The following is a 25,262-nucleotide window of genomic DNA, read 5'->3' on the forward strand; positions in this document are numbered from 1 at the left end:
GATTACGTTATTCACGGTGGTAAAAGTGACGAAAACCAAAAATTCATTGAGCCAACGTTATTACTCAATCCACAATTAGACAGTGGTGTCATGCAAGATGAAATCTTTGGGCCAGTATTGCCAATCATTGAAGTCGATACCATGAGCGAAGCGATTCGATTTATCAAAGAGCGAGAAAAGCCACTGGCCATGTACATGTTTAGTAAAAACCAGAGGAATATTGACGCTGTGAGCCAACAAACCAGCGCGGGTACCTTATGTATTAATGATGCGGTCATCTTTATGGTGAACCCAGAATTGCCATTTGGTGGTGTCGGTAACTCAGGAATGGGGGCTTATCACGGTAAGTGGGGCTTTGAGACATTCAGTCACCTTAAGCCAATCATGCACCGTAGCTTTTTTGCGGATGCTCCGATTCGATATGCACCTTATACATCACTTAAGAAAAAGCTGTTTAAGTTGGTTGGCAAACTTTAAAACAACAGCCAATTAAAAACCAAGCGCACTATTTATTGCGCTTGGTTATTTCCGCTAAGTCATCTCTAAAGCCGTTGTATTGGCAATACACACTGTCCTCAAACGTTGCAATAATATTATCTGAACAGTATTTATCGGCCACGTCTTTATCAATGTAAATCAAGTCTCCGGCATTACAAGGATGAGGGCTTTTACGCACGTATACATTTTCACATTGAACGTATTTGGGCTCGTACTCTCCAGGAGTAAAATCATTCACGTTGACCTCCCAGAAGTATACCGCTGCCGCCGCGAGCCCAAACAAGCCAATGATAACAAACAAGCCCTTATTCACAGTTGCTTAACCTTTTTGCTGATCCAACTTGGCAAAATAAACTCCAGCCGCTTCTTTTACTTTAGGTGCCAAGATAAATGCTGACAACATAGTTGGAATCGCCATTAGGCCATACATGCCAATCATGAAGTTAAAGATCACATCTAAAGTCACGATACAACCCGCAACAATTGAGAACAAATAGAACCACTTGTATAGGTGAGCACGTTCTTGACCTACCATGAATGCAAAACATTTTTCACCGTAGTACCAATAGGTAAACATAGTAGACGCAGCTAAAAATAAAATCTGAATGGCTAGTAGGACTTGGCCAATCAACCCAAGCTCTTGACCAAATACTTGCATCGTTAATTCGACGCCTTTTACGCCCTCTACATCTTGCCACATACCAGAAGCAAGAATAACCAAAGCGGTACAAGTACAAATGATTAATGTATCTACCATTGGCCCTAACATACCCACTAGGCCTTCACGGATGGGTTCATCGGTTTTCACTGCACCATGAGCCAATACTTCAGTACCGATACCGGCTTCGTTGGAGAACACACCACGAGAAACACCAATGATGATGACGCCTAATAAACCACCTGAGATAGCTTCGGCTTTGAACGCTTGAACGAAAATACTCGAGATAAGCGCTGGGACTTCACTTGCATGGTTAAATAGGACAGCTAGCGTCATTAGGAAGTAACTGATGGCCATTAATGGCACGAGTCGACTTGTGACGTAAGCAACGCGTTTTAAGCCACCTAAAATAACGGCTGCAACGATGACGGTAATAATCACTGCGACAATAGAATTAAACAACATTGGATCGGCAACCCAGCTATCTGGTACTAATTCTTCTCTAAATGCCGCAGTTAACTGGTTGGCTTGAAAAGATGGAATCGTGCCGAATAAGCCAGCAAATGCAAACAGCAACGCAAGGGGTTTCCAGCGTTTACCTAAGCCTTCCATGATGACGTACATTGGACCACCATGAACGTTACCGTCCTTATCGGTTTTTCTAAACATGACACCTAAAGTACACGTGAAAAACTTGGTCGAAACACCTAAAAGGGCGGTAAGCCACATCCAGAATACCGCGCCTGGACCACCGGCGGTAATCGCTAATGCAACACCGGCAATGTTACCCATACCGACTGTACCAGCTAATGCTGCAGATAAAGCTTGGGCATGGGTTAAGTCGCCTTTTTCTGACTCTTTATCGTGCTTGCCCGTCAATAGGCTAATACCATGAGACAAGTAACGAAACGGGATAAGTCTGGAGTAAAAAGAGAAAAATAATCCGCCTCCAACAAGCCAAACAATCATTGGCATGCCCCAGACAAAATTAGAAAATGCAGCGGTTGCTTCTATGAGCCATTCCATTATTAATACCTATTCTTTTTGTTTTTATTGTTCAGCTTTAGCAGCTGTTTTATTGTGTTTTTCGTTTTGACGCCAGACAAAAATGGTCCATGCCGCCAATAACAAAAGAGGAATACACATGCTTAACATGATATTCCACCCGAAGGATTTGATTACCAGACCAGCTGATAATGAGGCAATAGCCTGACAAGAAAACATCACCAAGTCGTTAATGCCTTGCACCTTGAGACGTTCGCTCGGTTCATAACTCGCTGGTAGTAATGCTGTGGCCGCAACAAACATAAAATTCCAACCTACACCTAACAGTACCAATGAGAACCAGTAATGAACATACTGTTGCCCCATAAATCCGATCATTAAGCAAATTAATAAGACTAAGATGCCACTGGTTAAGATTTTGGCGTGACCAAATCGGGCAATTAGCGCACCAGTAAAAAACGACGGTAAATACATAGCGATAATATGACTTTGAATTACCCACTTCGTTTGGGCAATATCGAAATGACTGTGGACATGCATAGAAATCGGTGTCGCCGTCATAATAAAACTCATTACACTAAACGCGATGGTGGCACAGGCGATAGCTGCGATAAATACAGGCTGTTTAGCAATAGTCGACACAGGTCTTACCGGCCCATCAAGTTCGGCTTGATCAAAATGAACAGTTTGGTAGCGAGTCAAAAGTAAAAAAGCAGGAATAAATAATAAAGACACCAAAACGAAGGAGCCAACAAACTCAACATCAAACAAGTCTTTACCTAAATAAGCAATCTCAGGTCCAACAAAGGCCGCGACTAAACCCGCAATGAGCATGGTCGAAATGGCTTTGCTGGCGAGGTCTTTATCTACCGACTCCATCGCTGCGAATCGAAACTGTTGGTTGGACGCTATCATAAAACCAAAATTTAAAATTGCCGCACAGAACAACCAGAAGTTTTCTAAATAGATGGCAAAACCAGTAAACAATGCGTTAAACAAACCCCAAATCGAGGCTATCAAAAATGTTTTCTTGCGGCCCAGTTTTGCCATCACTTTTACGGTCGGCTGAATCCAAAGGGCAATACCGACGATCATACAAGCGACAGGAAGTGTTGCTAACGTTGCAGAAGGAGCGAGCTTCAAGCCGACAAAGCCGCCAACAAAAACAATAACAGGGCCAACGGACCCCATTAGCGCTTGCGCAAGCATAAGGACCCAAACGTTCTTATGTAATTGTATATTCAATGTAATTTCCTAGAACTATCGTTAGCTATCGATTTTGTTAGTTGCAATGTAGGCATAGTTATTTTGGTTAAAAAGTGTCATATTAAATCTGCCAACTATTGAGTAGTTATACTAAACTTAAAAAGAATTAGACACTAGGAGAGAGCGATGAAAAACGCATTAGTTATTACTTTAATCGCAGCGATAGCGTCATTTAGTAACCACACGTTTGCCGGTGAGGCCAAAGTCGATTGGCAGAACCCAGACGATTTTCGCGATATTAAACCTGCCAATGAGCACAAAAAGCACTTTCGCGAACGTCTTTTTAGTAACTTCGAGAAATATATAACCAAATTAGCCAAAGACTTACCTGAAGATATTCGAGTCGAAATGACCTTTACCGATGTAAACCTAGCGGGTGATGTTAAATACGATTTTGATATGACAAGAGAAATTCGTGAGGTTTCAAACTTGCACTGGCCGCAACTGAATTTCGATGTTGTAGTTAAAAAAGGTCAAGATAAGATCATTTCAGAATCGGTCGAATTGAAAGACATGGGCTTTATGAATCGCGGCGGTGTTATCTCAACAACCCGAGCCTACAAGTATGAAAAGCGTATGTTAAAAGAATGGTTCCGAAATGACTTGTCGGAAAAACTGGCGCAGTACAAAGACCGCCAAGACGATGTCATGTCAGGAGAATAACTCCAAGCAAATTTCTTTTATACTTACCTTAACCAGTGATTAGTGTGAATACTTGCTAATAACTCGGTCAAAAAAATAAGCCCTCGGTTTTTGATGAGGGCTTATTTATATGATTAGCTTGGACAGCTCATTTCTCTTACTGACTCTATAACGACATCTTCCACTGGTACATCTTGCATACCGCCTACCGCACCGGTTTCGACTTTTGCGATAGCATCAACGATGTCCATGCCTTTTATAACGCCGCCAAATACCGCATAACCAACACCATCAGAGGCTTGTTCTTGATTCAGAAAGTGGTTATCGACGGTATTGATAAAAAATTGAGACGTAGCGGAGTCAGGTGCGGAAGTACGAGCCATTGCGATTCGGCCACGGTAATTTTTTAATCCATTGGTTGATTCGTTTTTAATCGAAGGGTTAGTTTCTCGGACACCCAAGCCAGGTTCGAAGCCACCGCCTTGGATCATGAAGCCGTCGATGACTCGATGAAAAATCAATCCGTCGTAAAAGCCAACCGCCGCATACTCTCTAAAGTTTTGGGTCGTAAGCGGCGCGTTTCTTCTATCAAGTGCAAGCTCGATATTACCCATTGAGGTGGTCATCTCGAAACAAACATAGCCGCCGCGTTTTGTATCAATCGCCGCGACAGGGTCAGTATCAATAGAATTTGAATTTGAGTCATCACTACCAGACCCACAGGCACTTAATGCTGCGGCAGTAAAAAGCGCCACCCATGTTTTTAAATTTAGCACACATATCCCCTTTAATTTTTTGCCAACAGTGTAATCAGTTCTGATATGATTTCAAAAAATAAATATTGATGAGCGCTAACATGCAACAACAAATTCTTACCATGCTAACAATGCAAAACGACATGAATACCAAAGTTCACCCAGAGTGGCGTGAACAAGGGTTTGAGTGGCACCGAGCAATCTGGGTTGAATTGGCAGAAATGCTGGACCATTACGGTTGGAAATGGTGGAAACACCAACAACCAGATATCGAGCAAGTTCATTTAGAGCTGATTGATATTTTTCACTTCGGCTTAAGCGCTCGATTAGTGACTGGGCAAAGCGTTGAGACAATCGCAAGTGAAATTGAAACTGAGCTAGCATCACCAAAGGCAGCGGAGAGCTTTGCTGAAACCATTGAACAGATGGTAGCGAATACCTTAGCAACAAAAGGCTTTGATGTAGCAACATTTGCCGCGCTAATGGAGCAAACAGAGTTAAGTTTTGATGAGTTATTCCGTCACTACGTTGGTAAAAACGTGCTTAACTTTTTCCGTCAAGACCACGGTTACAAAACGGGTGAATACATCAAGGTATGGAATGGCAAAGAAGACAATGAAGTCCTGATGGATGTATTGCGTCAAACTGATGCGTCATCAGCAGAGTTTAAAGATTTGGTTTATCAAGGTCTAAAAGCGGCGTACCCAGCTTAATTTAGCGGTTAGATTTATCAAGGTCTAAAAGCGGCGTACCCAGCTTAATTTAGCGGTTAGATTTAACTATTAATCCTATTGGTAAAATAAAAGCGCTCGTTAGCATAACTAATGAGCGCTTTTTGTTTTATTTATTTAAAGCCATTTTTATAAAAAAACGATGAGCCGGCACACGACTATTTAACGGCTTGTTTAAATTCCGCTAATGTTGTGTGTAACAAGTGTAGCTTCTTAACGACAGCTTCAATTTGGTCTTTTTGACCTGACGGCGTTAAGTTTGAGTTTTTGATTGTCAAAATTTGCTCAGCCGTTTCTTCAAGGTAAGGCATGAATTTTTTGGCTTCGACGTCAAATGGCGAGTTGTTTTTGAAAATAGTTTCAAACTTGCCATGACCTTGTGCTTTTAGGGCGTCGATTTGTGAGTCTGCATCGATGGCTTTGCGATACAGTTCTTTTAAGTTGTCTTCTAGACTATTGATTAAAGTTTCCACTTCAGAAGTTTCCAGGCTTGCCGATAACAATGGGTGTTAGTTTAACTGATTAAGTCAAACCAACAAAGCAAACCTAGAAATAAACAACCAGGAGAAGTCTGTGTTCGTTTCATCTTCGGGGTTTAACCCTAGTACCAATGCAATGGAAGGCGGAGAAGCACTTGCGGCTAATCTCGCCAAAAATGCACAAGAGCTGCAGGGACAGGCTGCGTTACAGTTGTTAGCGTCAACCGCGCAACTCTCTGCACCGACACCGGCAGTAGGCAGTACAGGAAGTCTTATTGGCCAAACCATTAATATTACGGTTTAGCCAAATCTACTAAAATGGGTGGATAGGAGTTTTACTCTCCTCTCCACCTATTTCTCTCACCAATTTAGGCACTAAAAACCCAGGTAACGCCTTCAACATATCTTGATGTAAAAGCCACGCTTTTCGATCATTCACTTTTTCACTGATTTCCCCGGTTTGCTGTTGGCTGCTTTGCTGCTCTCTTATTTTAGGGCCTTGTTCAAGGGGCGGTTCGGCGGCTAGGGTCGGTTCGATATCAAAGTGCGTTGCGCCATCCACCTTGTCAAAGACATGTAGGTAGTAAGGTAAAATACCGGCATCAAAACAACGCTCGTGCAAGTCAACTTGGGCTTTCAGGTTGTCATTAACTCCTTTGAGTAAAACGGCTTGGTTTAATACCGTGACTTGGGCCGCTCTGAGTTTTTGGTTCGCCGCCTGTAGTTCAACTGAAATTTCATTGGCGTGATTGATGTGATACACCATAACGACGTTTAATCGACTCGACGCCAGAGTGTGAATAAGTGACTCGGTGAGTCGCGAAGGAATAACAACTGGCAGCCTTGAGTGAATGCGAAGTCGAGTCACGTGAGCGATGTCATTGAGTTGTTCCAAAAACCATGCGATATGATCGTCTTTAGCCATTAACGGATCACCGCCGCTTAAAATTACTTCGTTAATGTCTTTATTCGCGCGAATGTAATCTATATGGGCCAACAACTGCTTTTTATTAACAGAGTTGTCTTCATATGGAAAATGACGTCTAAAACAATACCGGCAATTGACTGCACAGCCGGTTTTAAACATGATTAATACACGTGTTTTGTATTTGTGTAACAAGCCTGGTAGGGCGGCCTCGTGTTCTTCGAGAGGATCGGAGACATATCCGGGCAAGGAGGCAAACTCTTGTATAGACGGCTTTACCTGTAACAATAATGGGTCGTTTGGGTCGCCTTTTTTCATTAGTTTTACAAATGGTCGTGGTACTCGCATCGAAAAGAGTTGCCGTGCCTGTTCATCTTCCTCTTGATAAACGTCCATCAAATCAAGCGCCTGATATAAGTCAGACAATCGAGAATAACTTTGTTTCAATTCTTTTTGCCATTCTTTTTGGCTTTGGGACTCAACAGAAACGTTTGCTTGTTGTATCATTCGTATCACTTATATTTTGGTATTAATTTATTTCAGAGGATGACATGGCTTCATTCAGCACTAACCAATTTAAAGCTGGCCTAAAACTAATGATCGACGGCGAGCCTTGCAACATTTTAGAAAACGAAATCGTAAAACCTGGTAAAGGCCAAGCCTTCAATCGCGTTAAGATTCGTAAGCTAGTCAGCGGTAAAGTATTAGAGAAAACATTTAAGTCAGGCGAATCAGTTGAAGGCGCTGACGTAATGGATATCGACTTAGCATACTTATACTCAGACGGCGAATTCTGGCATTTTATGAATAATGACACGTTTGAGCAAATCGCTGCAGACGAAAAAGCCGTTGCTGATAGCGTTAAGTGGTTAGTTGAAAACGACGTCTGTACTCTTACTTTGTGGAATGGTAACCCAATTTCAGTTGCGCCACCTAACTTCGTTGAGCTAGAAATCACTGACACAGACCCAGGCCTTAAAGGTGATACAGCTGGTACAGGTGGTAAACCTGCAACATTAACAACAGGTGCGGTTGTTCGAGTACCACTGTTTGTTCAAATTGGTGAGGTAGTACGTGTTGATACTCGTACTGGTGAATACGTAGGTCGTGCGCAAAAATAACTGTGCCATTGCCTGATTTTGACCCGCAGGCATATAAACAAAGTACACTATAATCTGTACGAACGTTTATTCAGAAGCCGGAGTGATTTACTCCGGCTTTTCTCTATCTAATGGTTAAAAAATATGAGCTGGAAACCAACCGCAACTATCGCTGCTTTAAAAACAAGAGCGAGTATCATTAAAACTATCCGCGAGTTTTTTGAGTCTCGGGAGGTCCTCGAAGTCGAAACGCCGCTATTGAGTAATGGCACGGTGACAGACGTTCATTTAGACCCATTTGTAACTGAGTTTGAGCACAGCAGTAAATCAAATGAATCGACCAGTTTGTATTTACAAACGTCACCCGAATTTGCCATGAAACGATTATTAGCTGCGGGTTCAGGTCCTATTTTCCAAATTAGTAAAGCATTTAGAAACGAAGCGTTAGGTCGGTATCATAATCCAGAGTTTACTATGCTTGAGTGGTACCGCCCGGACTATGACGATCATCAACTGATGGATGAAGTCGCAGATTTAGTGCAAACAGTATTACCAATAGATCGCGTTAAAAGGGTCAGTTATCAGCAGGTATTTATTCAACAACTCAATATTGACCCTCTTACTGCATCACTCGAGTCTTTAAAACACGTTGCATTAAATTATCACGACGATGAGTGGATTAAGGCGGAGACCGATGTCGATACCTTGTTGCAGTGGCTGTTCAGTACTCAGATTGAGCCAACTCTGGGGCTTGAGCAAGACGGTAATAACGTCCCTTGTTTTGTTTATGACTTTCCAGCCTCACAGGCATCATTAGCTAAGTTAAATAATGCGAATCCGGCTGTTGCTCACCGCTTTGAGTTGTACTTCGAAGGTGTCGAGTTAGCCAACGGCTTTTTTGAGTTGCAAGATCACAAAGAGCAATTACAAAGATTTGAACAAGACAATCACAAACGAGAACAACTCAACAAACCAAGTCGGCCGATAGATCAGTACTTTATCGCTGCACTCAAAAAAGGTCTGCCACAATGCAGTGGTGTTGCCTTAGGCATAGACCGGTTAATCATGTGTGCGATGCAGGCATCCCACATTGATGATGTGATTAGCTTTAATACGGACAATGCGTAATTACAATTATACAATTAAGGCAAGGTAGCAGAGCTTCCTGGCCTTAATTTAAACATTACTGACTGTGACGTTAATTTTTCTTTTGCTTTAATGCACTATTCAGTGCGCCCATAAGAGCGACTAAAGTTACGGGTTTAGTTAAGTAATCTGAAAATACTTTGTCAGAGTCATCTATAAATACGTCAGCAGAAAGTGAAATAATCAGTGGTTCAGGCTGACCTTGGCTGGTGGCATTTTGTTTGATTTGTTTGGCCGCATCAATTCCAGAGATATCAGGTAAGTTAATGTCCATTAGAATAAGGTCGAACTTATTAGAAGTACCAGCCGTGACGCCATCGGTGCCATTCTCAACGATGGTAATATCACAACCAAACTTATTGAGCATAGCGTTGATCAGCGCTTGGTTTATCTTATTGTCTTCCACTACCAAAATGCGTAAACCTTGAGTGTTAGCTTTGAGCTCTGATTCTGTAAGGGGCAGGTCAGGAGAGCTTTGATTCGAATCTAGCGACTGGCACGACTCTCCGTTTTGGCTGATAGTCCTAGGTAACTGCACCTCTACTGTTGTTCCCTTACCTTCCTCACTATCCATAAATAGATCACCACCCATTAACTCAACGAGCCCCATGGTAATGCTTAGTCCTAATCCCGTTCCCAAAGCGTCTTTTCGACCGACTTGATAATATTTATCAAATACATGGGGTAAGTCTTCTTTGCTTATGCCAATTCCTTGGTCAATGACTTTAACCGTAAAAATTTGCTCTTTAACCTGCAGTTGCACTTTGACTTCTGACTTTAGGTGAGAAAATTTAATCGCATTGTTAACAATGTTGATGACAACTTGAGAAAATTTTCCAGCATCAAGAAATAGCCTTGGATCATAAGGGTTATCGTACTCAAAGGTTAACTCAATACCACTTTGTTGTGCCTTCACTCTAAGCATATCAACCAAATTTTCCATCGTGTCTTTTAAATCAACGAGCTTTGGATTCAGCTCCATTTTGCCAGCTTCGATTTTTCCTAAATCCAACACGTCGTTGATCATACTCAGCAAGTGTTTACCGCTAAAATCAATATTGTTTAAATATTGCTTGGCAGTAGGACCGGTCAAATACTTATCAGCGTCAGCGAGTAAAACATCACAAAAACCAATGATTGCATTCAATGGCGTTCGTATTTCATGTGACATATTGGATAAAAATTCGGTTTTAAATTGAACCGCTTTTTCTAATCGTTTGGTTTTGAGTCTGAGTTCGAGTTGACCAATGACTTCTCGACTCAATATTTCCAACGCGCGTCTCTGGTGTTTATTCAAAGTTTTGGGTTTAGTATCAATAACACAAAGTGTGCCTATTGGAAGTCCATCTGGTGTATTAAGAGGCATACCAGCATAAAAGCGGATATCAGGATTGTCGGTGACGAGTGGGTTATCATGAAAGCGCTCATCTTTACTCGCGTCACTAACCTCAAAGATTTTGTCTTCTAATATGGCATGAGAGCAGAAAGCAATTTCACGATCGGTTTCATCAGCATCAAGACCTACTTTACTCTTAAACCATTGGCGGTCGGGGTCAACAAGACTGATCAACGAAATTGGGGTGCCACATATCTCAGATGCGAGTCTTGTCAAATCATCAAAGACTTGTTCTGCTTCGGTATCTAGTACGTCATAGTCGTACAGCTTTTTTAGCCGTTGTTTTTCTTGAGGGTGTAGAGGAGCAGTTTTCATTTAATGCGCTGTCACCTATATGGATTAGAAAAACTCAATTGAGTCGTCTTCGTTTGCTTCTTTTAACTTGTCTTTAAATAACTTTAGAGCATCATCAATACTTGAGCCATTCATAATTGCATTGTGCATTTCTAGTTCAGTCTCTATGGTATAGCTAGCTTTGATTTTATCTCTCAATATTCGCCAGTCGTCACTGTCGTCGATTCGATTTTCATCACTTAAGAGCTCAGATAATAAACTTAAATTGTCCTGCACATGAGCGAGGCGCTGGGTTAGGCGATCATAAAATTGAAAGGAAACAATCGCATTATCCACTTGTGCCAATACTTCTTTAGCATAAGATTTAGTGGCTTCATCACTGTTTTCACTATTTTGTACATGCATACAAAACTTGGCTAGATTTTGAAATGAGTCACCGAGTTGTTCGATAGAACTGTCACCTTCATGCAGCCCTGAATGTATTTGGGCGACGTTTAAGGCGAGCAATTTTGCAGTTTCAGAACGAAAGCACAAACTATCTGAGCTTGATAGGTTTTCGGTTAGGTCGATTGTCATGTTGGCCATCCTTACATGTATCGTCATACCGTTAAGGCAAGGTGAGTTGCTGGACGATATTAAATGCCTGACGAGGATGATTTGCAAAAATTCCATCGACGCCGTTGTTTAATAGCCACTCGATCTCATCGGCATGATCTATAGTAAAAACAAATACTTTTTTGTTTTCTTGGTGAATGCGGTTAATTATAGACGGTTCTATACAGTCCATATCTAAATGCACACTATAAATCGGAAAATCATTAAGTAAACTGTTGATATCAATCGGGTTGATGGCGAGTAGTAGGCCAAGTTTTAGACTTGGTAATAGCGTAGATAATTGCTTGAGGTAGTGATGGTTAAAGGACGAGACAATGATACGGTTCATATCAAAGTCGTATTTTTTACAAAGTCTTGATAGCTCAGATTCAAATTTTGTTACAGATTTTAACCCCTTGAGTTCAATGTTTAAGATGAATTTAAAGGGCGCACAATAGCGAATTAACCATTCTAAGTTCGGAATCGATAAACCGTCATTTCCCTTTATGACATCCAAATCATACTCGCTCAAACTTGTAACGTGTTTATCGATATTGAGTAAACGCGTTAACCAGCGGTCGTGAAAAATAACAAAGTCATTGGGAGTTTCGAATAGGTCTATTTCCAACCCATGCATGCCCTCATCATTACAATGAGAAATGGCAGTTTGGGTATTTTCGGGATGTAAAGCAGACTCGCCACGGTGGGCAAAAATGAGCATAACGGACGATTACTCCATACTCGTTAAGGGCGGTAAGTATTGGTGTACTTAAAACTGCCCCATTAAGTTCAATTTAGAAGGTAGCAGAGCTTTTTTAATTGGCGCGCTTTTTACTTGCTCGCGTCTCATAAATGGCTGCCGCTAAAATAATGGTTCCACCACCAATAGTAGCAAGAGCTGGCACTTCATCAAGAATGAGTAACGCAAAACAAATTCCGTAGACTGGTTGTAAACAAGCAACCAGTGACGCTGTTTTAGCACCGGTGTGACCAATTGCAGAGACAAATAGAGCGTGTGCTGCGGCAGAGAAGAACACAGAAAACAATACCAGCTTCCAAATGCTATCAAAGGTCAAATCAGTCACTGGAACATTGATAAACGGAATCAGTAACAAACCAGTGATTACAAACTGGAAGAACATCGATTGGCCGCCATTGTAGTGACCAAATTTGTGTTGCACTAAGACGTTTCTAAGCGCAAAACAAAACGCTGACACTAAGCCAGCTCCGACACCTATTAAATATTCATCAGATAATGACTCATCACCAAACCACAGGTCTGGGAATAACATGGCTACTCCCAACAGAACCGCTAAACCTAAAAGAACATCTTTTAAGTCGGGAAGGGTTTTTCTAAAGATAGGCTCCAGAAATACTGTCATCATCGGATAGGTAAACAAGGCCAGCATCGCTGTTGCAACCGTTGTAACTTGAATACTGTAAAAGTAGGTTACCCAGTGAGCAGCAGCTAAGAGGCCAATAATGAGAGCAACTTTGGCGTCACGAAGTGAAGTAATTTTGAGAGAATGTTTACCAAAGTACAAAACTAAGGCCAAAAACACAGCAGAAAGAATGCCGCGATAACCAATGATATCAAGAGCGGGTAAATCGATGAGTTTGGCAAAAAGGCCAGCGCCACCTAGGAGCAATACTCCTAGGTGAAGTTGTAATAATCCAGACATGGACTAAGACTGAGGTTTTTCAGACGACTCTTGATCGTCATTTTTCTCTACAGGCTCCTCTACGGCCTGATCTTCGGCTTTATCTTCTGCGTTGTTTTCAGCCGGGTCTTTGATAGTGGCAAACAGCTCACCCATACGTGTTGTGCTACCAGCTTCTAAGTCCTCTTTAAACTTAATCGCGTCTTTACCAAATAGACAAACAACCGTTGAGCCTAGTTTGAAGCGACCCATTTCGGCGCCTTTTTCTAAAAAGACCGCTTTGTCGCCTTCACTTGGGTAGTTCCAGCGCGTTACATCTTTGCCGCGCGGTGGAGTAATTTCTCCTGCCCAAACAGTTTCAATGCTGCGAACAATCGTTGCACCAACCAATACCATGGCCATCGGGCCCACTTTGGTGTCAAACATAGCAACAACACGTTCGTTGCGAGCAAATAGATTTGGTACGTTTTGCGCTGTTAATGGGTTAACTGAAAATGCTTCACCAGGCACATAAACCATGTCCGTCAATTGACCATCAAGCGGCATATGAAGGCGGTGGTAATCACTTGGAGCTAAATAAATACAGGCAAAGTCACCATCAACAAACTGTTCTGCTAGGTCTTCGTAGCCACCTAATAACTCTAGCGTGGTGTAATAGTGGTTTTTGGCCTGTACCAAACGGTCTGTTTCGATTGGACCAAGCTGGCTTACTGCGCCATCAACTGGGTGAGCAACGTCATTTTCGCCATCAACGAGAGGACGTACACCATCGGCAAGTTCACGGGTAAAGAAGTCGTTAAATGTGTCAAAGTGCTTAGGGTCCGAATGTTTCGCTTCGGCCATATTGATGTCGTAAGCTTTAATAAAACTTTTAACAAAAAACGTAGTAACAAAGCCTAATTTTGCTTTAGCTAAATAACCCACTAATTTTGAAACACCGTGCTTCGGTAGGGCATATTGAAAGGCTAATTTTAAATTGTCGAATTTCACGTTAAATACCTTTAGTTTTTTGTGAGCCGGGTATTGTACCCGACATACTTAACAAATGAGACTATTTTTAATCTTTTGGCTGATGACGCAGGGTTATATCATCAACGGTTTGCAGTATCCGCAGATAGCTCTGATATCGAGTCTCCGTCACTTTACCATCTTTGACCGCTTGCTTGAGTGCACAGCCTGGATCATTTTTGTGGCTGCAATCTCTAAACTTACACAAGCCTACGAACTCGGTAAATTCTATGAAGCCAGCCAAAATTTCGTCTTTACTAAGGTGCCACATGGCAAATTCTCGTACACCTGGAGAGTCAATGACCGCGCCGCCATTTTCCAACCGATAAAAGCGAGAAGCCGTGGTTGTATGTTGACCTAAGCGACTGTTTTCAGATACCTGTTTTGTTTCAATGTTTACCTCAGGCAAGATGGCGTTCACCAATGATGACTTGCCAACACCACTTTGGCCGACAAATACACTTGTATGGCCTTCCAACAAAGCTTGAATTTGTTCGATGCCTTCTTCTTGCTTGGCAGACAGAGTAACGACTTTATAACCAATACTTTCATAGAGTTTGACTGTGTCATTAACCAGCGATTCATTGTCATCGTTGAGCAAGTCCATCTTATTGATCAAAATAATTGGGGTGATATGAAGTTGTTCAACAGCAACCAAGTAGCGGTCGATAATACTAGGTGTTAAATCAGGTAATAACGCTGACACAATTAATATTTGATCAATATTTGCGGCCACTGGCTTAAGGCCATCATAAAAGTCGGGACGAACGAACTCACTGCTTCTTGGTTCAACCGCTTCAATGACACCTTGAAAGTCGTCGTTGTTTATTTTGTATGGTCGCCAAACGACGATGTCACCACAAACCAAGGAGTCGACAGCACGGCGAATGTTACAGCGGATGATATCACCCACCTTCATTTCAGGTAACTCATCGTCTTCCGTCGATGGATTGGCTTGTATCTCGACGTCGGCATGCATGCCATAACGAGTAATGATTCGGCCAAATTGTTGTGCACCAAGTAAGTGATCTTCAATTTCCACCGTGTCGCTCGCCGACTTTTCGCGTTTAGCTTTAGCTAGGCGCTTCGATTGGTTCGCTTTGATCCGACGGGTCTGAGATTTGGATAATTTCTTTTGTTTTGCCACTTTTGCTCTATGATTTAGTTATTAAAACTTGTGAATGTCGTTAAAAAGAATAACAATGCAGTTATAGTATACTTAACCGACCTTGATAAAAAGGAATCAGTAGGACCTTTATATGTCATTTAGCGAAAATAATCTGGTTTGGGTAGATTTGGAAATGACTGGCTTGGAGCCTCGTCATGACAAAGTGCTTGAAGTTGCGACCATTGTTACCGACAGTGAGTTAAACATCATAGCTGAGGGACCAGAAATAGCCATTCATCAGCCGGATGAAATTTTGGATAACATGGACGAGTGGTGTATCACACAACACGGTAAGTCCGGTCTTACGGAACGTTGTCGCAAAAGCACAGTGACTGAGCAGCAAGCATGCGAAATGACCATTGATTTTCTAAAGGATTATGTCCCAGCAGGTAAGTCACCAATGTGTGGTAATAGTATCTGCCAAGACCGCCGATTCATGCACATTCACATGTTGACCCTAGAAGAGTTCTTCCATTATCGCAACATCGACGTCAGCACGGTCAAAGAGTTAGCTCGTCGCTGGAACCCAGAGCTGGTAGACAACTACAAGAAGAAGGGTGTCCACTTAGCACTTGAAGATATTCGTGAGAGTATTGAAGAGCTAAAACGTTACAAAGATAAGTTTTTTGTTATCTAACGAGTATTCTACCTCTGCTTTTATATCAAACCGCCTTAATGGCGGTTTTTTAATGCGTTTTTTGTATAAAAAAATTTAGCCCCAGCGTTCATTTTATTCACTCCGAGTCTACACTTAAAGTACAGAGCCCCAGTGGCTCGAGCATTCCGGATAACAAGATTGCGATTGAATGTGGCAGTCATAGGTAGACCAATGTTGCAAAGAAACTCTCTGAGAGGCCAATTTTTTATCGGCTTGATAGTAACTGCTTTTTGTTCACTTGTTGTCATGGCCAGTGTTCAGTATTTTCGTGTGTCCAGCAATCTGAATGAGCTTGTTTCTTACCATTTATCGCAAGTTTCCGAGCAAGTTAATTCCCATATTACCCAGTCGATATACCGAGATATTGAGCGCTCTTCCATTATTAAATCGAGACCGAACTTTAAAAAGTTATTAAAGGCAGCGTTACCAACTCCTGATTCATTGCAAGAAAATAGTAAGGCCCGGGTGGCATTGATTGATTATCTAAATGAAATTAAAGCTGTATCCAATGAAATTGCCAATATTACGATTACCAGTAATGTGCATCAACTTGTAGCTACGACTGAAAATAAAGCTGGTTTACGCTCAGTAATTAACCCTAATAATTTTAGAACGGTAGAATTTGGAGAACAAACAATAGGTGTACAATTTGTGGAAGCGGACGATGGTTTTCGCTTAGTGACTTTTGAGCCTATTTATCAAAACAATCTACCCGATGGTTTTGTAGTTGCATATCTTATTATTGAGTCACATTTGTCCTCTATCACCTCTACAATCGAATCTCCGACTTCGCTTTCAAAAAGCCAAGAGATAGTTTTGATGTATTTACCTAATCGCCAAGGTAAAGCAAAGGTACTCGTGCCGCCTCGTTTCTCAGAAGGCAGGCGTGACGTTAACGTTGGTCTAAATCCGTTTTCGATTATAAGCGTGAATGAACAACGACAGTTAAGAGAGTTTATTGATTATCGGGGTGTTGAAGTTGTTGGACTTGTCGAACAGCTGTCTGATTTTGGCTTGGCTTACATTATAAAGTACGACAAACGTGATGCCTTCACTCTTGTAGAAGATTTAAAAGTTTATGCCTGGATGTCTGCTGGGTTATTGATTATTTTGGTCTGGGTTCTAAGTTACTTTTTAAGTATTAGGATATTGGCCCCTTTTGACAAAGTGGTTACAACGACAAATAAGATTTTAACGAGTAATAAGACACGAATAGAAACAACAACCGGTTTAGTCGAATTAGACACTTTGGGGCAGTCGATCAATGCGTTGGCAGATCGGATGCGCGTGGCACTTAATAGCGCCAACCTCAACCAAGAGTTTGTGTTAGAGGCAATACTTGAGGGGGTCCTTATCATAGACAGCCACGGAGTAATTTTAAAAGCAAATCCGTCAATGGAAAAAATGGCCGGCTTTGAAAGCAAAGAGTTAATTGGTAAAAATATTAATCTGTTATTAAACGAGCACGACCAATATTTGATTATGGGCTTGGTATATAAGTTTCTAAATGAACCAGACTCTGGACAGCAAATACAACCCAAACAAGTCACCATAAATCGTAAAAACCACGCTGAAATTATTGCATCATTGACACTCACTCGACTTGACCATGCAACCGAACAACTATATTTGTTAGTTATCAACGATGTAACAGAAAAAGTAAACTATCAAAGAAAGCTAGAGCATTTAGCGTTGCACGATAGTTTAACGGATTTACCGAAGATGTTATTAGCTAGCGACCGACTCGAGTCCGCAATTAACAACGCCAAGCGTAATCGTCACAAAGTGGGTGTTATGTTTGTAGACTTAGATCACTTTAAACCAATTAATGATGAATATGGTCACGCCTCTGGTGATTTGGTGATTCGAGTCATCGCTACACGGTTAAAGGAGTCTGTGCGCGAAAGTGATACCGTGGCACGTGTGGGAGGCGACGAATTTGTAATTATTGCACCAGACATACAAAGTCCTCAACAACTAGTTATTCTTGCTCAAAAGCTTCGACATCAAGTTGAAACGGCAATTGATATCGGTCCGGCGAAAGTAAAAGTAGGCACCAGTATTGGAATTAGTGTCTTCCCAGATAGCTCATTAAATAAAGAGGAGTTATTGGCGTTCGCAGATGAAGCTATGTACAAAGTGAAGTCTGAAGGGCGTAGTGCGTGTGAGTTACACCACAGTTGCAAGCCACGTGATTTAGAGGACTCTACCGTGACGCCCTTTCCTCAGTCAAAAATGTGATGAGTTCGGCAGCGGTAAACATATATAGGTCAGCATGACTGTGCCCAAACATACGTTGCACGACTTTGGCAGTATTAACTTGAATATTTTTAAATGCTTGTCCACCAGAAATTAAAAAAGGTATATTTTCCAGTCCAGTATTTTCACGCACATTCTTGATCAAATGTTCTGTATGAATGATATTTTCATACATGGTTGTAGAGAACAGAACAGCATCGTATCTTTCGTATTCAAGTTCTGTACAGATGTCCTGTGCATCAACCGGTGTACACAACTTTAGTGTGCTATTAATACCATTGATTTTGAGTAGCTGATGTAACATACGTATGCCAACCGTATGCTTTTCAAATGTGCTACAGGTGATTAAAATTCGTCGCTGAGTATTAGCAATTGAGCTTGCCAGTGGATCGTATTCATTGATAACGCGTGAGCAAATTGAAGTCGCCAGGTGTTCTTGTTGATGAACTATTTCGCCCCGTTCCCATTTTAGCCCAACCTCATATAGGCTTGGTTTGATGATGTCTTCCCAGAAGATACTGATATCAGATTGAGAAACGATAAAGTTGTGACAGATAGTTAATGCTTCGGTGAGATCTGGTTTTAAGATAGCGGCAAGAAACTTTTGTTGCGTTTCTTTTGTTGAAAGCTCTAGGTTGGATGCTTCTTTCACATTATCACCTTTATCCAGAACCGTTAACTATTGCATAGACTCAAGTTCAATTTCGATGGCTCTACAACTAATCCGCACTTCGTACAGCGACATTAAAAGTGAGGCTACTAGCGCTAATAAGCTAAGGCCAAACATGACAGAACCAAGATCTGTGAGCTCAAAAAATAAAGACAGCATGGCTAATGTGCATAACAGAAAGCTAATCACTCCGGCCGTTTGCATCGAACGAATTAAGTGAATACGACGTCGCAAATTAGTTATCTGTCTTTTGACCACGACTTCCAAACCAGAATTATTGCGCTGATTTAATTCACGTATGAGTTGGGCTAGTACCAAAAATCGATTGGTATAAGCCAAAAGTAATAAAGAAATGGCAGGAAAAAGCAACGCAGGTGTCGTTAGTGTCATAGTCACTCAGTTTTACTGGATTAGGTAAAAAGGATACTCCTAATTTTAATTGATAATCAAATTTAATTTGCTCAAAAAGTAGTTATTTTTCATAAGAAAAGTTGGTATTCTCTTTGTAAATATGTCGAGTCTGTTATGGAGAGCGACCCTTGGCGGTAAACAAATTGGATAAAAAGAAGCAAGTGGACTTAGAGGACGAAATTGCTCGTCTTCAAAAGCAGCTTGCCGTGATAGAAGCCGAGAAGCAGGAGGCGGAAGATGCGTTGCTCGACCTGTCACAACACTTGACGTGGCAAGAAGAGCAAATGGACAAGCTAAAAAGTGGTCTGCCCGTTGAAGATGAAGACATTGAGCATCTCAAAACCAAATTAAAAGACTCGGAACAAGAGGCTGAATATTTGTCCGAGCAATTACTGGCAAAAGACTTATCAATGAGTCAGCTAATGACTGAAATCAGTGATTTAAAAGACTCAATAGAAGCCTTACAACTCGATGCTAGCAAACTTGCTCAACTTGAAACAACCGAGCGCCAACTTTTAGAAGTAAACCAGCAGCTCGAACAACTCGAAAATGCCTCAAAAGACTCGTCTCAACAGTATCAATCAGAAATAAAAACGCTCCAAGAAACACTCCAAAGCCAACAATTAGAGCTTAGTAATGCGGAGCAATTGCTGAAAGACAAAGAACAAGCGCTTGCGGATGCCAGTGCAGCGGAGAAAACCGTAAAGGAGCAACAAGCCCAATTAGAAGGGTTTAAGCGTGATATTGATAAAATGGCCATTGAATGTGCGGATTTACAGCAATTAAATCAGGCACTAACAGAAAAGGTCGATAGCTTAGAGCACAAACTGGAAGAAAAATCTCAAGACGTAATTGAGTACAAGTTAAAGTTTCAAGGGGCAGAAACGGCCAACTCTGAAATTAATCACCTTTTGCAAGATAAAGAAGTTGAACTGTTAAAGCTAGAAGAGAAAAATAAAAACCTTCAGTTTGATATTGACGAGCAAAAAATTGCTACCGAAGGTGCGACAACCAAATTGCAACATTTGCAAGTCAGCCACGATGAATTATTAGCGTCAATGTCCCGTATTGAATCAAAAGCAGAATCAACAAAAGCGGAATTTGAACAACAGATCTCTTCATTAAACCAAACAATTGATCAACAAATAGAATCGCACCAACAAGAAACCTCAGCGCTAAATGACTCATTAAAAGAAATTCAAGAGCATTATGAAGCAGCGTCAGAACAGCGCCAACAATTCTCAGATTTATTAGATGCAAGCCGTTTAGAGTTAAAAGCAACAAAAGTTAGAATAAGTGAGTTAGAGCAAGAGATACAGGATAACCAACAAGCCGCTGATGAAAAACAGTCTCAACTTCAAGAGCAGCATTCTGACGAATTGAACAGACTCAATGATGAGTTAGAGAAAAACAAAAGCGAACTTTCTCAACAGGTTAACCTACGAGAAGAAGCCGAAGCCCAAATAGCGTCGCTTACCGACTCTCTTGAAGAGCAACAACAGAGAGTTGAATCGTTAGAAGCAAAATTGGAACAAGGCAAAGCTTCTCAATCTGAGCAAGTTAAGCAATTGATCGTTGAGCATGAACAAAAGTTAGAAGAAGCCGAAGCAAAACATACGGAAGAATTAGAGCGAAAAGAGAAAGAAAATAATGAGCTAACTAAAAAGCTAGAAGTGCTCGAACAATCTAACTCTGGGTTTGCATCAAAAGTAGAAATGCTTGAAGGCCGCAAAGCTGAATTAGAAGCGCAAGTGTCTGCGCAGGAAAGTACTAATTCAGAACTAGCTTTCAAGGTGGAAACACAAGAAGAAGCTAACACAGAACTAGTTTCAAACATTAAGAAACTCGAACAGGAAAACACGGAGCTATCCTCTAACGTCGAGCAGTTAACACAAACTAACTCAGAGTTAACCTCAAAGGTCGACACGCTCGAGCAAGTAACTGCTGAGCTATCGTCTAACGTTGAGCAGTTAACACAAACTAACACAGAGTTAACCTCTAAGGTTGACACGCTTGAACAAGCAAACGCTACACTAACTTCGAGCAACGCTTCTTTACTATCAGATAAAGAGCAACAAGCGAACGTAATTGCAAAACTAGAAGAACGCCTAGCATCCTTAACTGCTGAAAATGAAACGATGTCGCGAGAATTAGAAGAAAGTCGGTCTAATAATCAGGCGACATCTAAGGCCTCAAGCGCTGAAATTGAGAGAGTTAAGAGTCAGCTTCAAGATGTTAATGACGTTAATGCCTCTTTAACCAAACAAAATGAAAACCTAAACCGCCAATTAGAGTCCACTCAGTCAGAGCTAGAACAGCAATTGGCTGAGGCTAAGTCGCAGCACGATACACAAGTTCAATCATTGGAACAGCAATTGGCTGAGGCTAAGTCACAGCACGAAACGCAGGTTCGAGCGCTCGAAGCATCGATTGAACGACAGTCGAAAACTGAATCAGAGCAGGTCGAAAAATTACTTGCCGACTTGGAGCAACAATCTAACGAAAATAGTGAATTATTACTAAGTATTAATAATTTAACTGCGCAGTTAGAAGGGGTCAAAGAGCAAGAGCAAAGTCTACAAAAGACAAATGAGCACTTAAAAGAACAAGTAAAACTAAGCGAAGTAACAGAAGTCGAGGCACAACAACTACTGGAAAAATCACAGTCTGAGTTGACGTTGGCGCAACAAGAGATAGAAAAGCTTGCTGCTCAACTCGCTAAAAAGCAAAAAGAACAATCAGAAAGTTCTGCTGTAGAAGGACAGATCGAGCGAATTAACGCCGAGCTCAAAGTATTGCGCACTCAAAAAGCCGATTTAGAAGAGCGTTTGATGTATGCGGAGCACAAAGCTGAGTCACTGCAGGAACAACTCAGTGCCGCGCAACAATCGGGTAGCGAGCAAAACGATCAGCTCTATCAGACAAACCGAGAGCTGACCGAGCGAATTGAAGAAATTCAGCTTCAAACAGCGTCATTTAGAGTCGAATACGAACAAATGAAGGTTCGATTGAAAGATACGTCTGAGCAACTTAATGCGGTTGATGAAGACTTGGTAGAATGCCAACAAAACTTACATGTCACGCAAGACGAGCTTCGTAAGCTCAAAGATGAAAATGCGCAGCTGACTCACGAACTCAACCTGACTAAAGAAATGGAAGAGCAGTTCCGGGATGAATTGGAAGGCTTTAAACAAGGTCATATTGAAGAGACTGAGCTGGTGGCTGAAGCCGAAATTAACCATGCCCGAACCGTGATTCAGCAATTGAGAATGGAAAATAATCAATTAAAAGCTGATTTAGATGAAAAAGTTTCAGAATTAGAGAGCCAGGTCACTGAGTATCGGTTAAAATTCAATTTTGCCCAACAGCAGCTGGCAGAACAACAAAACTAATTCAGCAAGTTGTACTACACTGCTAAAGTCAGATTTTAACGATTTAATTCAAGAAAAAGCGGTGTGATATGAGCCAAACTAAGGCTAACAACTTTCAACGAATTCGCGCATTATCCAAAAAACAACAAGCAGTATTGTCTTTAATGCTGCTTCATAGAATGCTTCCTAACTACCAATTATTTGTGGCCGTAACTGAGTTTCCACAGCCATATCAAATTGACAACATTATGAGTAACTTGTGGGAGCGATTACTTGTACATGGTGCCAAACTTAACTTTGCTGCACTGGAAGAAAAAGTCGAAACCCTGACCCCAGATGAAAACGCTTACGACATGTATGGTGTTTATCCAGCTATTTATTTTTGTACCGGGTTACTTACTTACATTGCTGGTGAGCAAAACGAAGAAGAATACGACGCCGTTGCGATTGCTAAAGTGTCACAAGGTAGCATTGTTCATTTGATTGAATATCAAGCGGGTGAACAAGAACTTGATAATACAGCAATACGTGAGCATGAACTCATGCAACGTGAGGTTGCTCTTTTAACTGACTATATCGATTACGTAGAGACAATTAACTTTAAAAAACTGTCTGCATCAGAGGTTAAGCGACAAGCCTTGGAAAAAGCCTTCGAAGATGGCGCGAGTAACATAGGCATTGAAGTCGAATAACACAGGCGTTGGCGTCTGCTCATTTTGTAACGGCATCCGTTCAAAATGACATCGACTTCGTTATTGCGCTTGTGAGTGATAGTTAAGAATTCACCACAACCTGGCTACCGGGCTTTAGATTCTGATTTGGAGTCCGGCGTTGATGCTCTTCAATATCCGCTTCTGGAAACAAAAAACATGCCTCATCAAACAAGTCTTGTAGCCACGTTCCCGTAACCCACAGGTCAACTGAATGGCCGCTCTCGTAACACAGTGACAGCGAGTCACTATTTCGTTGAATTTTACTGACTTTGTTTTTGGGGATTTTTGTGACGTGAGTCGTAAAAACTTGATAGCTAGGTGAGAATTTTAATTTAACGAACGCACCTTTGTCAGTAAATGCGTACTCTGGCTTGTTAGCACGACGGTGGCGCTCAAACCAGATATTTAAAAGTATAAATACTAGCAATAACACAATCAGGGTCGACTGCCATTCATTGAGTTGCTCAAACATCTTAGCACTTCCTTGATGAATATTTTTCCTTATCAAGGAACTATAATGAAATAATAAACGTTGCGCCAGTGGTTTTACTTTCTCCCGACTCAAAACAGGTACTGTTTTTGACGGTAATATGGCCATCGTGCCAGTGAGTGATTTTATTAACGATGGCAAGCCCCAACCCAAAGCCGCCACTGTTTTTATTTCGACTCGAATCGATACGAGCAAAAGGAGTAAATATTCTTTCCATTTGATCTTCTGGAATACCACAGCCGTCATCTGCAACGGTCATAACGAGTGACTTATTCTTAACTTCCAAGGTGAGTAAGACTGTGGAAGTGGCATGACGTTGAGCATTGGTCAGTAAGTTTTGTAATGCTCGTTCAATTAAATAGCCATCGCATTCCCAAGTGAGTGATTCGGGGCAATTTAAGTTGATTTTGATGACTTCATTATCGGCTAAATTATCGTCGTAAATTTTGTGAGTGTTTCGATTGAGCTTTTCGATTAGGTTGGACGCGAGTTCGTACATATTGACTCGCTCGATATTTAGGTCAGGCTCCGCACTTTCCAATCGACCGTAAGTCAGCATTCCCTCTACGAGTTGTTCTATTTCAGAAATGTCCGTAAGCATATTTGCCTTAGAGCTTTCAGAGTGTGCATCAATAGCCAAAGAAAACTTGAGTCTTGCCAGTGGCGTTCTAATGTCATGACTGACGGCTTGCATCATTTGTTTTTGAAAGTCTAATAACTCCCTAATTCGCCTAGCCATATTCTCAAAAGCAAGGCCAAGTGGAAAGACAATAGAATGTGGTTTGAGCTTATTTTTTATGTCTAAGTCACCAGAAGAAATACGATGGGTATAACCCTTCAACGTGTTTAGGTCACGCCACAAAGGATAACTCCACGCTAATATTAGAAGTGCCAACAAGCCATAGGCAAGAAGCTTGAGGGTCATAGCTAACCAAGAAGCCTGAGCAATTGGTTCTGCAATCGCAATGGGTCCGAGGACTAATATCTGTTGTTCATCAAGGGGAATATATACTTCCGCAGTCGTTTCGGAGACATACAAAAATAAAGGCTGCATTGCGTTGAGTGCGATTTGCTGCTCGGTAAGAAACGCAAAGTTGACACTCGGCTCGATTGAATAAGTCAGGGGTTGAGCCTCTAACAATTCACGTAAGGTTTGCTGAGCTTGTGTGACACCTTGAGCTTGATATGTGGACTTATATACATGTTGGTAAACGCTGACCATATTGGTGATGGACTGCTCAACTTTTGAAGGTGCTTGTGACTCCGATTCACTCAAGAGTTGCCACAACCATTCGCCACTTAAATTGATGATAACCAAGCCAAATGTGATTGCGAAATACAAACTAATAAATAATCGGGTCACT

26 protein-coding genes are annotated in these 25,262 nt (G+C 41.4%); 10 read left to right on the top strand and 16 right to left on the bottom strand.

Annotated elements, in window-relative coordinates; all coding sequences use genetic code 11:
• A partial coding sequence (locus tag AC4E96_RS00475) for an aldehyde dehydrogenase family protein (protein ID WP_490254569.1) occupies positions 1-477 on the top strand: 477 nt, incomplete at its 5' end.
• Between the two features lie 28 nt (positions 478-505).
• On the opposite strand, the gene AC4E96_RS00480 is transcribed toward AC4E96_RS00475, so the two are convergent.
• The 3 genes from AC4E96_RS00480 to AC4E96_RS00490 are packed head-to-tail and all read right to left on the bottom strand — an operon-like array spanning position 506 to position 3,406.
• The gene (locus tag AC4E96_RS00480; protein WP_488032012.1) at positions 506-811 is read right to left on the bottom strand and encodes a hypothetical protein; all 306 of its coding nucleotides are present in this window, start codon (positions 809-811) and stop codon (positions 506-508) included.
• A gap of 6 nt (positions 812-817) precedes the next feature.
• Positions 818-2,182 carry an alanine/glycine:cation symporter family protein gene (locus tag AC4E96_RS00485; protein WP_490254570.1) on the bottom strand — a complete coding sequence of 455 codons (1,365 nt, stop codon included), beginning with the start codon at positions 2,180-2,182 and terminating at the stop codon, positions 818-820.
• Positions 2,183-2,206: 24 nt separating this feature from the next.
• Positions 2,207-3,406, bottom strand: a complete 1,200-nt coding sequence (locus AC4E96_RS00490) for an MFS transporter (RefSeq protein ID WP_490254571.1) — start codon at positions 3,404-3,406, stop codon at positions 2,207-2,209.
• Positions 3,407-3,553: 147 nt separating this feature from the next.
• On the opposite strand from AC4E96_RS00490, the gene AC4E96_RS00495 reads away from it, so the two are divergent.
• Positions 3,554-4,090 carry a DUF3016 domain-containing protein gene (locus AC4E96_RS00495; RefSeq protein WP_488032009.1) on the top strand — a complete coding sequence of 179 codons (537 nt, stop codon included), beginning with the start codon at positions 3,554-3,556 and terminating at the stop codon, positions 4,088-4,090.
• Between the two features lie 113 nt (positions 4,091-4,203).
• Here AC4E96_RS00495 and AC4E96_RS00500 read toward each other — a convergent pair whose 3' ends face one another.
• On the bottom strand, positions 4,204-4,845 hold the full coding sequence (locus AC4E96_RS00500; RefSeq protein WP_490254572.1) for a peptidylprolyl isomerase: 642 nt from the start codon (positions 4,843-4,845) through the stop codon (positions 4,204-4,206).
• Positions 4,846-4,913: 68 nt separating this feature from the next.
• On the opposite strand from AC4E96_RS00500, the gene AC4E96_RS00505 reads away from it, so the two are divergent.
• Positions 4,914-5,537: a dUTP diphosphatase gene (locus AC4E96_RS00505; protein WP_490254573.1), complete on the top strand. Its 624-nt coding sequence runs from the start codon at positions 4,914-4,916 to the stop codon at positions 5,535-5,537.
• A 176-nt stretch (positions 5,538-5,713) separates the two neighbouring features.
• Here AC4E96_RS00505 and AC4E96_RS00510 read toward each other — a convergent pair whose 3' ends face one another.
• The gene (locus AC4E96_RS00510; protein ID WP_488032006.1) at positions 5,714-6,028 is read right to left on the bottom strand and encodes a prephenate dehydrogenase; all 315 of its coding nucleotides are present in this window, start codon (positions 6,026-6,028) and stop codon (positions 5,714-5,716) included.
• 100 nt (positions 6,029-6,128) lie between these two features.
• Between AC4E96_RS00510 and AC4E96_RS00515 the strand changes: the two genes are divergently transcribed.
• Positions 6,129-6,338, top strand: coding sequence for a hypothetical protein (locus tag AC4E96_RS00515; protein WP_488032005.1), 210 nt, complete (start codon positions 6,129-6,131; stop codon positions 6,336-6,338).
• A 9-nt stretch (positions 6,339-6,347) separates the two neighbouring features.
• Here AC4E96_RS00515 and epmB read toward each other — a convergent pair whose 3' ends face one another.
• Positions 6,348-7,466, bottom strand: a complete 1,119-nt coding sequence (gene epmB / locus AC4E96_RS00520; protein WP_490254574.1) for an EF-P beta-lysylation protein EpmB — start codon at positions 7,464-7,466, stop codon at positions 6,348-6,350.
• 44 nt (positions 7,467-7,510) lie between these two features.
• Between epmB and efp the strand changes: the two genes are divergently transcribed.
• A complete protein-coding gene (gene efp / locus AC4E96_RS00525) occupies positions 7,511-8,080 on the top strand; it encodes an elongation factor P (protein ID WP_490254575.1) in 570 nt (189 codons plus the stop codon).
• A 123-nt stretch (positions 8,081-8,203) separates the two neighbouring features.
• Entirely contained in the window at positions 8,204-9,187 is a 984-nt protein-coding gene (gene epmA, locus AC4E96_RS00530; RefSeq protein ID WP_490254576.1) for an elongation factor P--(R)-beta-lysine ligase, read from the top strand.
• A 70-nt stretch (positions 9,188-9,257) separates the two neighbouring features.
• Here the strand turns inward: epmA and AC4E96_RS00535 are convergent, their stop codons facing one another.
• The 6 genes from AC4E96_RS00535 to rsgA all read right to left on the bottom strand — a co-directional run bounded on the left by AC4E96_RS00535 (position 9,258) and on the right by rsgA (position 15,305).
• Entirely contained in the window at positions 9,258-10,916 is a 1,659-nt protein-coding gene (locus tag AC4E96_RS00535) for a hybrid sensor histidine kinase/response regulator (protein ID WP_490254577.1), read from the bottom strand.
• 24 nt (positions 10,917-10,940) lie between these two features.
• Positions 10,941-11,471, bottom strand: coding sequence for a hypothetical protein (locus AC4E96_RS00540; protein WP_490254578.1), 531 nt, complete (start codon positions 11,469-11,471; stop codon positions 10,941-10,943).
• 31 nt (positions 11,472-11,502) lie between these two features.
• Positions 11,503-12,210, bottom strand: coding sequence for a glycerophosphodiester phosphodiesterase (locus AC4E96_RS00545; RefSeq protein WP_490254579.1), 708 nt, complete (start codon positions 12,208-12,210; stop codon positions 11,503-11,505).
• Positions 12,211-12,304: 94 nt separating this feature from the next.
• Positions 12,305-13,171 (bottom strand): DMT family transporter, encoded by an 867-nt coding sequence (locus tag AC4E96_RS00550; RefSeq protein ID WP_490254580.1) that lies wholly within the window; start codon positions 13,169-13,171, stop codon positions 12,305-12,307.
• 3 nt (positions 13,172-13,174) lie between these two features.
• Positions 13,175-14,140 (bottom strand): archaetidylserine decarboxylase, encoded by a 966-nt coding sequence (gene asd / locus AC4E96_RS00555; protein WP_490254581.1) that lies wholly within the window; start codon positions 14,138-14,140, stop codon positions 13,175-13,177.
• 67 nt (positions 14,141-14,207) lie between these two features.
• A complete protein-coding gene (gene rsgA, locus AC4E96_RS00560; protein ID WP_488031996.1) occupies positions 14,208-15,305 on the bottom strand; it encodes a small ribosomal subunit biogenesis GTPase RsgA in 1,098 nt (365 codons plus the stop codon).
• A 112-nt stretch (positions 15,306-15,417) separates the two neighbouring features.
• Here rsgA and orn point away from each other — a divergent pair, with 112 nt between their 5' ends.
• Together orn and AC4E96_RS00570 are read left to right on the top strand one after the other, a co-directional pair.
• A complete protein-coding gene (gene orn / locus AC4E96_RS00565) occupies positions 15,418-15,963 on the top strand; it encodes an oligoribonuclease (RefSeq protein WP_488031995.1) in 546 nt (181 codons plus the stop codon).
• 192 nt (positions 15,964-16,155) lie between these two features.
• Entirely contained in the window at positions 16,156-18,225 is a 2,070-nt protein-coding gene (locus AC4E96_RS00570) for a diguanylate cyclase domain-containing protein (protein WP_490254582.1), read from the top strand.
• Here the strand turns inward: AC4E96_RS00570 and AC4E96_RS00575 are convergent.
• Together AC4E96_RS00575 and AC4E96_RS00580 are read right to left on the bottom strand one after the other, a co-directional pair.
• Positions 18,191-18,895 carry a cobalamin B12-binding domain-containing protein gene (locus tag AC4E96_RS00575; protein ID WP_490254583.1) on the bottom strand — a complete coding sequence of 235 codons (705 nt, stop codon included), beginning with the start codon at positions 18,893-18,895 and terminating at the stop codon, positions 18,191-18,193. The two genes, AC4E96_RS00570 and AC4E96_RS00575, sit on opposite strands and share 35 nt — an antisense overlap.
• Before the next feature lie 27 nt (positions 18,896-18,922).
• Positions 18,923-19,303 carry a DUF2721 domain-containing protein gene (locus tag AC4E96_RS00580; RefSeq protein WP_488031992.1) on the bottom strand — a complete coding sequence of 127 codons (381 nt, stop codon included), beginning with the start codon at positions 19,301-19,303 and terminating at the stop codon, positions 18,923-18,925.
• A gap of 149 nt (positions 19,304-19,452) precedes the next feature.
• Here AC4E96_RS00580 and AC4E96_RS00585 point away from each other — a divergent pair, with 149 nt between their 5' ends.
• Positions 19,453-22,716 (top strand): hypothetical protein, encoded by a 3,264-nt coding sequence (locus tag AC4E96_RS00585; RefSeq protein ID WP_490254584.1) that lies wholly within the window; start codon positions 19,453-19,455, stop codon positions 22,714-22,716.
• Between the two features lie 68 nt (positions 22,717-22,784).
• A complete protein-coding gene (locus AC4E96_RS00590; RefSeq protein WP_488031990.1) occupies positions 22,785-23,387 on the top strand; it encodes a DUF416 family protein in 603 nt (200 codons plus the stop codon).
• Between the two features lie 82 nt (positions 23,388-23,469).
• Here AC4E96_RS00590 and AC4E96_RS00595 read toward each other — a convergent pair whose 3' ends face one another.
• Together AC4E96_RS00595 and AC4E96_RS00600 are read right to left on the bottom strand one after the other, a co-directional pair.
• Positions 23,470-23,880 carry a hypothetical protein gene (locus AC4E96_RS00595; RefSeq protein WP_488031989.1) on the bottom strand — a complete coding sequence of 137 codons (411 nt, stop codon included), beginning with the start codon at positions 23,878-23,880 and terminating at the stop codon, positions 23,470-23,472.
• A gap of 40 nt (positions 23,881-23,920) precedes the next feature.
• The gene (locus AC4E96_RS00600; protein ID WP_490254585.1) at positions 23,921-25,261 is read right to left on the bottom strand and encodes an ATP-binding protein; all 1,341 of its coding nucleotides are present in this window, start codon (positions 25,259-25,261) and stop codon (positions 23,921-23,923) included.
• Between the last annotated feature and the right edge of the window lies 1 nt (position 25,262).

Source organism: Psychrosphaera sp., assembly GCF_982872775.1.

What these genes read in the sequence shown, in the direction of transcription:
- AC4E96_RS00485 (WP_490254570.1), bottom strand. Translation starts at nt 2,182, where the DNA reads ATGGAATGGCTCATAGAAGCAACCGCTGCATTTTCTAATTTTGTCTGG.
- AC4E96_RS00495 (WP_488032009.1), top strand. Translation starts at nt 3,554, where the DNA reads ATGAAAAACGCATTAGTTATTACTTTAATCGCAGCGATAGCGTCATTT.
- AC4E96_RS00505 (WP_490254573.1), top strand. Translation starts at nt 4,914, where the DNA reads ATGAGCGCTAACATGCAACAACAAATTCTTACCATGCTAACAATGCAA.
- epmB (WP_490254574.1), bottom strand. Translation starts at nt 7,466, where the DNA reads ATGATACAACAAGCAAACGTTTCTGTTGAGTCCCAAAGCCAAAAAGAA.
- efp (WP_490254575.1), top strand. Translation starts at nt 7,511, where the DNA reads ATGGCTTCATTCAGCACTAACCAATTTAAAGCTGGCCTAAAACTAATG.
- epmA (WP_490254576.1), top strand. Translation starts at nt 8,204, where the DNA reads ATGAGCTGGAAACCAACCGCAACTATCGCTGCTTTAAAAACAAGAGCG.
- AC4E96_RS00535 (WP_490254577.1), bottom strand. Translation starts at nt 10,916, where the DNA reads ATGAAAACTGCTCCTCTACACCCTCAAGAAAAACAACGGCTAAAAAAG.
- AC4E96_RS00540 (WP_490254578.1), bottom strand. Translation starts at nt 11,471, where the DNA reads ATGACAATCGACCTAACCGAAAACCTATCAAGCTCAGATAGTTTGTGC.
- AC4E96_RS00545 (WP_490254579.1), bottom strand. Translation starts at nt 12,210, where the DNA reads ATGCTCATTTTTGCCCACCGTGGCGAGTCTGCTTTACATCCCGAAAAT.
- AC4E96_RS00550 (WP_490254580.1), bottom strand. Translation starts at nt 13,171, where the DNA reads ATGTCTGGATTATTACAACTTCACCTAGGAGTATTGCTCCTAGGTGGC.
- orn (WP_488031995.1), top strand. Translation starts at nt 15,418, where the DNA reads ATGTCATTTAGCGAAAATAATCTGGTTTGGGTAGATTTGGAAATGACT.
- AC4E96_RS00570 (WP_490254582.1), top strand. Translation starts at nt 16,156, where the DNA reads ATGTTGCAAAGAAACTCTCTGAGAGGCCAATTTTTTATCGGCTTGATA.
- AC4E96_RS00580 (WP_488031992.1), bottom strand. Translation starts at nt 19,303, where the DNA reads ATGACACTAACGACACCTGCGTTGCTTTTTCCTGCCATTTCTTTATTA.
- AC4E96_RS00590 (WP_488031990.1), top strand. Translation starts at nt 22,785, where the DNA reads ATGAGCCAAACTAAGGCTAACAACTTTCAACGAATTCGCGCATTATCC.
- AC4E96_RS00595 (WP_488031989.1), bottom strand. Translation starts at nt 23,880, where the DNA reads ATGTTTGAGCAACTCAATGAATGGCAGTCGACCCTGATTGTGTTATTG.